Source organism: Faecalibacterium sp. Marseille-Q3530 (assembly GCF_017377625.1).
Lineage (GTDB): Bacteria > Bacillota > Clostridia > Oscillospirales > Ruminococcaceae > Faecalibacterium > Faecalibacterium prausnitzii_E.
Map to the genome: position 1 here is coordinate 1 of NZ_JAFREH010000027.1, position 10301 is coordinate 10301.

Sequence of the window (10301 nt, forward strand, 5' to 3'; positions counted from 1 at the left end):
AGGACGAACGGACGCAACATCACGAGAGATAAGGAGTTGTGCGTATGATCAATCTGAAAATCGACCCGGAGTTCCAGAATCAGATCCCGCCGCTGACGGACGATGAGTACAAGCAGCTTGAAGAAAACATCCTCAAGGAAGGCAAGCTGCTCTCTCCTTTGATCGTCTGGAACAACACCCTCGTTGACGGCCACAATCGTTATGCAATTCTCCAGAAGCACCCGGAGATTTGCTTTTCCACCATGCCGCTCCGATTTGAAAGCAGAGAAGAAGTCCTCGCATGGATCTGCAAGAATCAGTTGGGGCGGCGCAACCTCACCCCGGAGCAGAAGCTGTTCCTCATCGGGAAGCAATATGAAGCGGAAAAATCCTCTCATGGCGAAGCCCGCAAAGAATCGCATGATGAAAATGGCCGATTTCACCGGAGTTCTCAAACTGATAACTCCGGTGAAGCCATGAAAACCTGCGAACGAATCGCAGAGGAAAATGGTGTAAGCAAGGCAACTGTACTTCGCGCATCGAAGTACATGAAAGGTGTTGAAATTGCTGAATCCCTGATTCCCGGTATGCGGGAGAAGATTCTGAACAAACAGGTAAAAGTCAGCAAGGCTGATATGCACCGCCTTGCACGAGCCAACTATGATGCCCGCGCACAGACCTTGCAGGAAATCCTGCACCCGGAACTGAAAGTTGAACCGAAACCGGATGCCGATGGCATCATCCGGGAACCGGGAAAGGCACCTGTATTGCCGTTTCAGAAAATCGAATCGGTTTACGACAGCGATGCTTACCCGGAAGAAGTGCGGCATGATTATGTCGCACTGGAACACGTTACAACACGTTTCCGCACAGAGTTTGACTATCTTCTGAGAACTATGCCAGACACAGCACAGCGAGAAGTCATTCTCGAAATCATCCACAAGCACAAGGAGTACCTTGCTTCGCTGGAATCTGCGCTCGCAGAGGATGAGCAGACAGCATAACAACAGGCACATTGTATGCTGTCAACAGAAATCCAAAGGAGTGTGCGTTTGAACAAAAAGAAAAAGTCCACAAATATTTCCCCTTACCCCGATGAAGCCATCGAACGACTGGCACGGGCATTCTATCCGGCGATCCTTGCCTGCTGGAACAGCGAGGAAGGTCAACGGGAATTTGCTGCATGGCAGGCGGAACAGGCTCATATCGCAACCAAAGAAAAACAGGAAGTTCCCGTCGGGGAACTCCCTGCCTTACTTATCGTGTGTGGATTTTTGCAGGGTGCGTCCGGCAGGGCGCACCCTGTTTTTGCGTTCAGTCCTCTAATCCGTGACTTCCAGCCGCATTTCTCAGATACTCCTCTGGCTCACCGTTCAAAATTAGCTCTGCATACGCCAGCGGGTCATTGTAGATGAGGTAGTCCAGTTCAGACCTCTGCGCCATGGTAACATCCAGTGCATCCTCGACACCGGTGCAGTTGATGGAAATTTTGCGCCCATCCCGGAGCAGCAGCTCCACACAGCCGGTGCCCATGTTAAACTGACAGGCTCTTGCATCGTACTTCATAATCTTGCGTCCCTTCTGCCTTACGGCACTCTTACTGTTGTGACCTTCGTGATACGGTCTTTCTTCTGATAAGGTTTTGGACACACAGCCGTAAGGGAAGAGCCATTGTTCTCGTTTCCGAAGAAAACAAAAAATCCGAGCCCTTCTCCTATCGAGAAAAGGTTCGGATTTTCATGGTTTGGTGCACCTCCAGGGACTCGAACCCTGGGCCCACTGATTAAGAGAGCAAGCCGCCGGTTCGTCTCAATTCATGAAAGTTTCGAGTCATCGTTGCTTTTGAACAAGACGACGTGATTTTTCACCCGGCAATTTCTGCGCCCTTTGTCGAATTTTGCAGCGAAAAGCACCCTTTGCACGTTTTGAAACCGTGCAAAATCCGTGCAGAAACCGTGCACTTACTCTCTGACAAACAAAAATCACACTATCCACCACCGACTTGACGGCAATGGTTTGAGTGACCGACCCAGATATCCTAAATTATCTCTCTATGTTTACAAAACATCTGTGATTCTCTCTTTCTATTACGTAAGGACGCAAATGAAGGGCCCCATAAACGTCCTACTAAAAAAGGAGATTATTACTATGTTACTCAAAAATGGAAGTACTGGCAACTATGTTATGTACCTGCAGTATGGACTGCATATCATGTGCTGCCCTCCGGGTAGTTTTGACAGCAAATTTGGCTCTGGTACTGAAAATGCTGTTAAGAAGTATCAGGGCAAAAAAGGTCTTACCCAAGATGGCATTGTTGGCGATGGTACATGGAACGCACTGGTAAGCGACATTAAAACCATCCAGCAGCTCCTGAAGAACAAAGGTTATTACGCCAGTACAGTGGATGGCCTTGCAGGTTCAGGCACTTATAACGCTGTTATCAGTTTTCAGAAAGCATCCGGCTTGACTGCCGATGGTATGGTCGGCAGTGCCACCCTAAACGCATTGAACGCTTCTTCGGGCGGTACAAGTGGTCAATCTCATTCAATCACTCTGCCTACTGATAGAAACTATCTTTGGGCACAGAAGAATCCGGACATTGTTAAGCTTGTTGGAAATAGTGGTTGCTCTCTTGTTGCCGTGTTGAATACCGCTAATATCTATGGGCCTCGTGAATTCACCCCTAACGAAGTCCTGACTGCCTGTGGAAATTGGGGTGCAAACGGTCTGAATACTTGGGCTCTTCCCAGCAAGTGCAATGGTAAAATCGACACGAGCAACTACACTCATGGCGGTAAGGAGCAGGCGACTGTATTCAGTGCAGTCAAAGCAAGTATTGACAATAACCTTCCCATCATTATTCGGCTCAACAGTAGCGATGGCAAAAAGACGCATTTTGTCACAGCGATTGCTTATACTGGCAGTTGCTCCTCTGCAAGCAGCATTTCCGTCATTGATCCTGCTGGTGGTGTCATTCGAACTCTTGAGGAAGCGGGAACTGCACGCAATGAAACCGTATACGGTGATTATATCGCAACCGCTCGTCGCTCCTAAATATCTCTACTCTCTTCATCAACAATAAGTTGTAAAGCATCATTTTTAACATATATCCCCCCCCCCCAAAGTCTTTTCTCAACTCTCGAAAAGGCTTCGGGGGGGATTTTTCAATGCCTATTATATGCAACACTTTTCACTATCTGCTTATCCAAGCTCAGGCGAGTGATATTTATTTACTCTCCACACATCCCCAACTTTTACCAACTGCATTTCATATTCGACTTTATTCATGTCATCATATGAATACTCATCATGTTCCTCATACGTTTCATTGGGATTATAGTATGCAATCATTACAAAATTTACTTGTGCTTCCGTTTTATTTTTCAAATAGTATCGCACTGAGCAGAAATCATCCGGATAATATTCTCCCACATATCCAGTAAAATATGGAATTTGTGCCAAATCATAGTCATCACAAACGGCAAGTTTTCCATTATAATTCACAAACTTTTTCTCAATTGAATCTTGTGACAAGAAATCATTTGTAAAAATAGATTTCATATATTCTTCAAACTCTTTATAAGAATTTTGATAGACCTCATAATCATGTCCGTTCAGTTTTACATATGTCGGCGCATTTTGCGTCATAGGCACAAAAGTCGGAGCATCTTCAATTTTAAAATTCAGTCCTTTTAAGTTACTTGATTGTCCCCAAAGTGCATAGTCTATTTTCTGCGCTTTTTCAAAAACAGTATATTGATCTTGATCTAAAAATACCGAGGTCGAATCAACTAACGTCTGGGAAAAATCTTGCAAATCATTTTTTTCTTCAGAATTGCATGAACTTGACGATGTATCCTGTGACGAAACTACTGTGGACATTGATGATGCTGTTGTATCATTCATTCCACATCCCACCAAATTCACCACAATACAACCTAGAATCACTATCATTTTTACACTTTTTGCACAATTCATATATGTTCTCCTTTTTTATAAGTTTATCAACATATTGTTTAGTCTCTATTACCTTCTTGTAAACTTTTTATATTAGCTCACAAAAATCTATTTTTCCGTTTACAAATCTTAACATTTTTTCTCTTTCCTCTTAAAAGGAGGAAAGAAAATTGAATTATACGCTTTTTGACCTTTTTCTAAATGCATATAACGGCAACTCCTTTGCACAGCTACAAATCGTCCAACGTTTTCAGCCATTACTGAAAAAATATGCAGCTCTTCTTAAGTATGAGGATGCCTATTCAGATTTACAATTATATCTTCTCGAATTACTGCATTCCGGAAAATTGACCAAACTTCAAAGAAAAGATGACGGCACATTAGTGAAATATATTGAATCCTCTATCCGGCATCAATACATTTCGCTTAACAGCCGAAAAAACGCCGTAGATAACTCTGTCATCGCAAGCGTTGATGAAATTGATTTCGATCAGATGTCTTTGTCCTCAAACGATGAATATCCTGAACTATTGATTTCCGATTTACATTCTGTTCTTCAACCTTCTGAACTGACCTTATTATCTCAATTTGTTTTTAAAGGAATGAGCATCGCAGATATAGCAGGTGTCAGTAGACAAGCTATCAACCGTAAAAAGCTTTCCATATTAAAAAAATTAGAATGTGCATTCTTCCCTAAAACTTCCAAATAAATTCTCATTCATTTTGATTTCATTCTTTAGTGTATAAAAGCTATTTTCTTCGCTCCCTTTAATCAAACCACCACGGCAGTTCCAGCCACAGGTTATCCATGGCCTGTTCCTCGGTCTTTTTGGCGCGGCCTTTTGTCAGGTGGAAATATATCGCCGTACCAATCAAAGGATGTTCCTTGCCATCAGTAAAGCCATAGCGGTACAGCAGATAGGTCTGCTCCCGTTGGGTCAGCCGTTTCAGGCCATCGTACAGTTCCCGGCGCGATTCCTGCTCTTCCATAATACTCTGCGGCTGCATGGCATAAGGGTCGGCTATGGCTTCGATGCGCCGCAGTTGTTCCTCTCCCGGCAGAACATCGTCCAGCGAAACACGTTGGTAACAGACGCCGTCCTTGTCCTCCGTTACCATCCGCTGCTCAAAAGCGGCAAAGGCATCCCGCACCATGTCCATCATGGCGTTGCGGATGGCAGGAGCCGCATAGGTCAGGAACTTCATGCCGCGCGCTGCATCGAACTTCGGCACAGCTTTCCATAAGCCCAGATTCCCTGCCTGTTTCAAATCGTCCGTGTCAAGATTCAGGCCAGCCTGTGCCAGATTCATGCTGCGGAAAAGGTCATTTGCCACCTTGCCAATAAAGGACTTGTTGTTGTCGATCAGGCTGTCCAGCGCGGCAGCATCGCCTTTCTGCGCCAGCGCACAAAGCCGTTCATTCGTCTGCTTCATGGGCGTTTTCCTGCTCTGCGGCAGACTGCAAGATTCCCAGCAGACCGTTCCGCAGCTGTTCCAGCGCTTCCGGCGTAGCTCCTTCCATGCCCGAAACGCTGTCCAACATTGCATCCGTCAACTGCTCTGCCGTAATCGTTGGGTGCTGCACATCCTGCCCTTTGGTCAATTCGGTGAACATCTTCCCTGCCACTTTCTTGCTCATGGCTTCCTGCTCGGCGTAATGGCTCCCGATACCCTTTTTGATTTCCTTGATTGCCGCCATGAAGTACATTTCAATATCATCAAGGTCGCCTTGGTACACCGGCTTTCTCCGAAGGCTGATGTCCTTTGCGGCTTTGGCTGCTTCCGGGGTCTTGACCTTTGTGCGCAGCAGGGTGCTCAATGTCGTGAGCATGGCGTTCTGTGCTGCGATGCCAGACGCAAAGGTATCATCAAAATACTGCGCTATGCGGTAAGTAAGCTCTGCAAACCGGGCGTTTTCCAACAGCAGGTTGACCACCTCTGTATTGACACGCCCCGTGTAGAGGTTCTTTGCGGCTTCTACGGACAGGCCAAGTTCAGCAATGTCGTAGTTCTTGCGGTCGGGGATGTTGGTTTCTCCCAGCAGAAAATCCGTGGACACGTTGAACAGCCTTGCAATCCTCAGCACCTGCTCATGGGTCAGGGTTCCTTTCGCACCGCTGATGAAGCGGCTGATGGTGCTCTTGGAGCAGCCGATCTCCTTGGCAAGCTCTGGTTGGCTGATGTTGTGTTCTTTCATCAAGTCCGCAAGACGGATGTTGGATGGTGCGGGCAGATATTCCTGTGCCATGTGGTCGGCCCTCCTTTTTGAGCTTTTTCCTCATTATAATACGCTCTGCCGTTTTGTTCAATATACGGTCACCTCTCCACCCTTGCTGTTGCAGCCCTGCAACCAGTAAGGGCTTTTTTCTTTTTCCGTTGCAGTTCTGCCGCTTTTTTGCTCTTTCTGCAAAATTCCCCGTATATTCAGGCAGGAAACAAAAAACACCAGAGTTCCCACTTTGGGGTCTCTGGTGCAACGCATAACATCGCCCTGCCCGGTGGCCGCAGGGTGCGGGATTTTGTAGGCATCGAGCCGCTTGTCCACCCCTGTCCGTAAAAAGTGCATTTTTTCACGGAAGAAATTCGTACAACCTGTACGGTCTGTACTTGTACGCATCTGTACGGCGGATTGAAGTAAATTAAAACGAATTATCGTTTATATTTCGGATTTCCGTACGTCGTACGAACCGTACAGGTTATTTGAAGTCCGTACGCAATTTTTTCAGATGCGTACGGAGCAATCAAGTTCGCATTGTGCGAACTTGATCGTAGCTCTCCCGCATGAGACGTTCCCCCTCGGAGAGTCCTCGAAGAGCCCACTACACTTTGCAGCCCATAGGGATGAAAGTGTTATAGTGGGTTATTACACTTCCGGGGAAGTGCATCTCCGTCCCCGTCACCTTCCTCTGAACCCCGAAAGGAGGGATGCCCTTTGGCAAGAAATGATGGTATTGACCGCACCAGTGTCCGAAACCTTGCCGTTTCGGACAAGGTTGTTGGCAACACTCAGCAGCACAATGAGCGTGAAAAGGACAGCTATCGGAACCCCGATATTATCCCCCAGCGCGCTGCATGGAACGTCCACTTCAAGAAGCCAACCGCCAGCTACACCGACCTGTTCTCCCAACTGGAATCCGATGGAACCATCTCCACGCGCGGCCTGAAACCGGATGCCACCCACTACTGTGAGCTTGTCTTTGATGTCAACTCGGCCTATTTTGACAATCACGGTGGCTACGAGTTCGCCAAGCAGTTCTATGCAGATGCCTACAAAGCTGCTATCCAAATCGTAGGCGGTGAACAGTATATCCTCTCGGCTGTCATGCATGCCGATGAGATCAACCGTGCCATGACCGAAGCATTAGGCCGTGAAGTCTACCACTATCATCTCCATGTGGTCTATGTGCCTGTGGTGGAAAAGCAGATCCTCTGGTCGAAACGCTGCAAGGACAAGGCACTGGTCGGCACAGTCAAGGAGACTGTCATGCAGGTCAGCCGGAGCAAGAAGTGGGCATCCAAGCCCCTGCTGGACGATGCCGGAAAGCCCGTGCTGCAAAAGAACGGCAAGCCAGTCCTGAAGAAGTCGTACAGCGTCCTGCAAGACGATTTCTTCAACTATATGCGTACTGCCGGGTACACCGATGTGGAGCGCGGCGAGCGTGGCAGCACCGAAGAACACCTGACTGTCACTCAGTTCAAAGTCCAGCGGGAGCAGGAACGGCTGGACACCCTGACCACCCAAGCCGACCAGCAGGCACAATCGCTTGCTAAAACCAGTCAGGCCCTCTCCCAAAAGGAGAAAGAACTTGCCTCCATTCAGAAAAAGACCACGCTCACGAAAGAAGCCCTCATTCATGCGCGTGATCTGGATTATATCGGCAAGCGCACCTTCCTCGGCAACTACTCGCTGACCGAAGAAGAGTTTTCCAAGCTGAAAAAGCAAGCCGACCACGGCTATATGATGGATGTGGAGAACCGCCGCCTGAAAGAAGAACTTTCCACCGCCAAGAAAGAGGCCGTTCGTTGGAGCAACAAGTACCACGACCTGTGGTACGACGTGAAACCCTATCTGGATGCTCTCCACCGTGCGCCCGAACTGGTGCGTGGCTTTCTGGAAAAGATTCTTGCCCCCAAGCAGGAGCACACCATGAATGTGCCGCAGCAAAACCGTAAGCGTGGGCAAGATGTAGAACTTTAAGCTGAATTTTTAGATGATATGACAATATAAGGAGCAATGCTTATGGATTTTGACCGTAATTCTATGACCGTCCCTGTGCAATCTTCCGATTATACGAAAAAGTTCTTGCAAAAGGACTCGAATCCCACTACAATGGAAGTGGTCACTCAAACCAATGCCGTCAAGTCTCCGACTGACAGCCCGGCAACCACGAAACTGGTGTACACGGTGGAAGAGATCGCACGAATGCTGGCCATCAGCCTGCGCTCTGCTTACAATCTGTGCAACAGCACTACCGAATTCCGTGTCCTGCGAGTAGGCGGAAGCATCCGTGTGCCGAAGGACAGCTTCGATGCGTGGCTCTACCGGGCAGCTTGATAAGGAGGCAAACAGTATGGCATATATTACGAAGCGCGGCAACTCTTACAGCGTCCGCTACACCTACGAAGATGAGCACGGCAAGAGCTGCGACAAATGGGAGAGCTTTCCCACAAAAGAGGAGGCAACGAACCGAAAAAAGCAAATCGAGCATGAACTGGCCGCTGGCACTTTCCTGATTCCGTCCTCGGTAACGGTGGCAGAGTTCCTGATGGACTGGCTGCCGAAACAGTGCAGCAAGCACAAGTGGGCACCCAAAACCTACGAATCCAACCTTTCCACCATTCAGAATCTCATTATCCCCTATATCGGTAGCATGGAGATGCAGAAGCTCAAGCCCTACCACATGGAGAACCTCTACACGACCCTGAGCAAAACGCCCTGTGGTTCGTATATCGAGGGCAAGAAGCAGGAACTGACCGAAAAGCAGAAGCAGCGTTTCCTTTCCGGCACAACGATCCATGAGGTGCACCGGCTGCTGGGCACTGCCTTCCAGTATGCCGTAGAGTGGGGCATCCTTGTCAAAAGCCCTGTTCCCGTGGACAGCCCCAAGAAGTCTACGCAGGAGCGCACCATCTGGACGGTAGAGGAAATGAGGGCGGCTCTGGACAGCATGGAGGACCCCATCCTGCATCTGGCAGTCCACCTCACACTGGTGGGCGCACTGCGAGAGGGCGAGATCGTAGGTCTGACCCCGGAAGATCTCGATTTTGACGCAGCAGATGGCATCGGAACCTTCCGTATCAACAAGTCCATGCAGCGAGTGCGAAAAGAAGCCCTAAACCAAGTGGACGATGGCTGCATCATCAAGGTATTCCCGGACAAGCTGGAGCGCAGCACCACTTCCCTCATCCTGAAAAGCACCAAAACCGCATCCTCCTGCCGTACCATCTTCATGACTTCTGCTCTGAAAGAGGAACTGAAGAAGTGGCTGAATCAGCTGGCGGCAGACGAGAGGAAAGACCCGACACGCTACCATGACAGTGGAATGCTGTTCCGTCTGCCTAACGGTCTGGCGGTGGAGCCTGTGCTGATCCGCAAGAAGTTCCTCAAGTGGCAGGATGCCCACCCGGAATTCCCCCGCATTGTGTTCCACGGTTTGCGCCATTCCAGTGCCACCTATCAGTTGATGATCTCCGGCGGCGATGTGAAGGCTGTTCAGGGAACCACCGGACACGCTACGGCAGATATGCTGGTAAACACCTACGCCCATATCCAGCAGTCCTCTCGTGTAGAACTGGGCAGGAAGTTTGAGGAAGGATTCTATGCCAAACAGGAAAGCCCCAGCCCGCAGGCTGTACCCGCCGAAGGCGAACCGACCATTTCTATGACCGCTCTGCTGGAACTTTTGAAGAACGCAGACCCCGAAGTAAAGGCGCAGCTCCGTCTGGCACTGCTGACCTGATGCAAAATTTACCACGCATTTCAAAGCAATTACAGCCCATGCAGAGGATTCCTACGAAAAAGCCGACCGTGCAAAAACCGTGCATCGACCGTGCAGACCCCGATTTTTCGGGGTTACATAACAAAAAAGAACGTCAAATCTTACGATTTGACGTTCAATATCTGGTGCACCTCCAGGGACTCGAACCCTGGGCCCACTGATTAAGAGTCAGTTGCTCTACCAACTGAGCTAGAGGTGCATATTATCAAGATGCGGTTTCAAACATCTTGATAACTATGAGTCGGCGACTACCTATTTTCACAAGCCGTTTCCAGCTAACTATCTTGGGCACGAGTGAGCTTAACTACTGTGTTCGGAATGGGAACAGGTGGGACCTCACCGTCATCGTCACCGACCATATGACTG

General features: G+C 48.7%; 11 protein-coding genes, 1 tRNA gene and 1 rRNA gene. 6 read left to right on the top strand and 7 right to left on the bottom strand.

Annotated features, from left to right (window positions below):
* Positions 1–44: 44 nt before the first annotated feature.
* Entirely contained in the window at positions 45–983 is a 939-nt protein-coding gene (locus tag J3350_RS13535; protein ID WP_005922692.1) for a hypothetical protein, read from the top strand.
* Between the two features lie 310 nt (positions 984–1293).
* Here the strand turns inward: J3350_RS13535 and J3350_RS13540 are convergent, their stop codons facing one another.
* Entirely contained in the window at positions 1294–1545 is a 252-nt protein-coding gene (locus J3350_RS13540; protein ID WP_005922694.1) for a DUF6061 family protein, read from the bottom strand.
* 582 nt (positions 1546–2127) lie between these two features.
* Between J3350_RS13540 and J3350_RS13545 the strand changes: the two genes are divergently transcribed.
* The gene (locus J3350_RS13545; protein ID WP_055186213.1) at positions 2128–3033 is read left to right on the top strand and encodes a peptidoglycan-binding protein; all 906 of its coding nucleotides are present in this window, start codon (positions 2128–2130) and stop codon (positions 3031–3033) included.
* A 147-nt stretch (positions 3034–3180) separates the two neighbouring features.
* Here the strand turns inward: J3350_RS13545 and J3350_RS13550 are convergent, their stop codons facing one another.
* Complete coding sequence (locus J3350_RS13550; protein WP_128118058.1) at positions 3181–3957, bottom strand: hypothetical protein; 777 nt, start codon at positions 3955–3957, stop codon at positions 3181–3183.
* Positions 3958–4106: 149 nt separating this feature from the next.
* Between J3350_RS13550 and J3350_RS13555 the strand changes: the two genes are divergently transcribed.
* Positions 4107–4646, top strand: a complete 540-nt coding sequence (locus J3350_RS13555; RefSeq protein WP_207686989.1) for a sigma-70 family RNA polymerase sigma factor — start codon at positions 4107–4109, stop codon at positions 4644–4646.
* Positions 4647–4704: 58 nt separating this feature from the next.
* Here the strand turns inward: J3350_RS13555 and J3350_RS13560 are convergent, their stop codons facing one another.
* From J3350_RS13560 to J3350_RS13570, 3 genes are read right to left on the bottom strand one after another with little or no spacing between them, the layout of a single operon-like run.
* Positions 4705–5370 carry a sigma-70 family RNA polymerase sigma factor gene (locus J3350_RS13560; RefSeq protein WP_207686990.1) on the bottom strand — a complete coding sequence of 222 codons (666 nt, stop codon included), beginning with the start codon at positions 5368–5370 and terminating at the stop codon, positions 4705–4707.
* The gene (locus J3350_RS13565; protein WP_207686991.1) at positions 5354–6184 is read right to left on the bottom strand and encodes a helix-turn-helix domain-containing protein; all 831 of its coding nucleotides are present in this window, start codon (positions 6182–6184) and stop codon (positions 5354–5356) included. The genes J3350_RS13560 and J3350_RS13565 overlap by 17 nt, the downstream gene beginning before the upstream one ends.
* Before the next feature lie 57 nt (positions 6185–6241).
* Positions 6242–6553 carry a hypothetical protein gene (locus tag J3350_RS13570; RefSeq protein ID WP_207686992.1) on the bottom strand — a complete coding sequence of 104 codons (312 nt, stop codon included), beginning with the start codon at positions 6551–6553 and terminating at the stop codon, positions 6242–6244.
* A gap of 315 nt (positions 6554–6868) precedes the next feature.
* Here J3350_RS13570 and J3350_RS13575 point away from each other — a divergent pair, with 315 nt between their 5' ends.
* From J3350_RS13575 to xerC, 3 genes are read left to right on the top strand one after another with little or no spacing between them, the layout of a single operon-like run.
* On the top strand, positions 6869–8134 hold the full coding sequence (locus J3350_RS13575; protein ID WP_207686993.1) for a plasmid recombination protein: 1266 nt from the start codon (positions 6869–6871) through the stop codon (positions 8132–8134).
* Between the two features lie 42 nt (positions 8135–8176).
* Positions 8177–8491, top strand: coding sequence for a helix-turn-helix domain-containing protein (locus J3350_RS13580; protein WP_097783233.1), 315 nt, complete (start codon positions 8177–8179; stop codon positions 8489–8491).
* Positions 8492–8507: 16 nt separating this feature from the next.
* On the top strand, positions 8508–9896 hold the full coding sequence (xerC, locus tag J3350_RS13585; RefSeq protein WP_005920089.1) for a tyrosine recombinase XerC: 1389 nt from the start codon (positions 8508–8510) through the stop codon (positions 9894–9896).
* A gap of 162 nt (positions 9897–10058) precedes the next feature.
* Here the strand turns inward: xerC and J3350_RS13590 are convergent.
* Positions 10059–10134 (bottom strand) — tRNA-Lys (locus J3350_RS13590).
* Between the two features lie 40 nt (positions 10135–10174).
* Positions 10175–10291: ribosomal RNA gene (rrf, locus tag J3350_RS13595) — 5S ribosomal RNA — on the bottom strand.
* Positions 10292–10301: the final 10 nt, after the last annotated feature.

Bases quoted from the DNA above. Each gene is read 5' to 3' on its own strand.
- J3350_RS13535 (WP_005922692.1), top strand. From the start codon at position 45: ATGATCAATCTGAAAATCGACCCGGAGTTCCAGAATCAGATCCCGCCG.
- J3350_RS13540 (WP_005922694.1), bottom strand. From the start codon at position 1,545: ATGAAGTACGATGCAAGAGCCTGTCAGTTTAACATGGGCACCGGCTGT.
- J3350_RS13545 (WP_055186213.1), top strand. From the start codon at position 2,128: ATGTTACTCAAAAATGGAAGTACTGGCAACTATGTTATGTACCTGCAG.
- J3350_RS13550 (WP_128118058.1), bottom strand. From the start codon at position 3,957: ATGAATTGTGCAAAAAGTGTAAAAATGATAGTGATTCTAGGTTGTATT.
- J3350_RS13560 (WP_207686990.1), bottom strand. From the start codon at position 5,370: ATGAAGCAGACGAATGAACGGCTTTGTGCGCTGGCGCAGAAAGGCGAT.
- J3350_RS13565 (WP_207686991.1), bottom strand. From the start codon at position 6,184: ATGGCACAGGAATATCTGCCCGCACCATCCAACATCCGTCTTGCGGAC.
- J3350_RS13570 (WP_207686992.1), bottom strand. From the start codon at position 6,553: ATGCGTACAAGTACAGACCGTACAGGTTGTACGAATTTCTTCCGTGAA.
- J3350_RS13580 (WP_097783233.1), top strand. From the start codon at position 8,177: ATGGATTTTGACCGTAATTCTATGACCGTCCCTGTGCAATCTTCCGAT.
- xerC (WP_005920089.1), top strand. From the start codon at position 8,508: ATGGCATATATTACGAAGCGCGGCAACTCTTACAGCGTCCGCTACACC.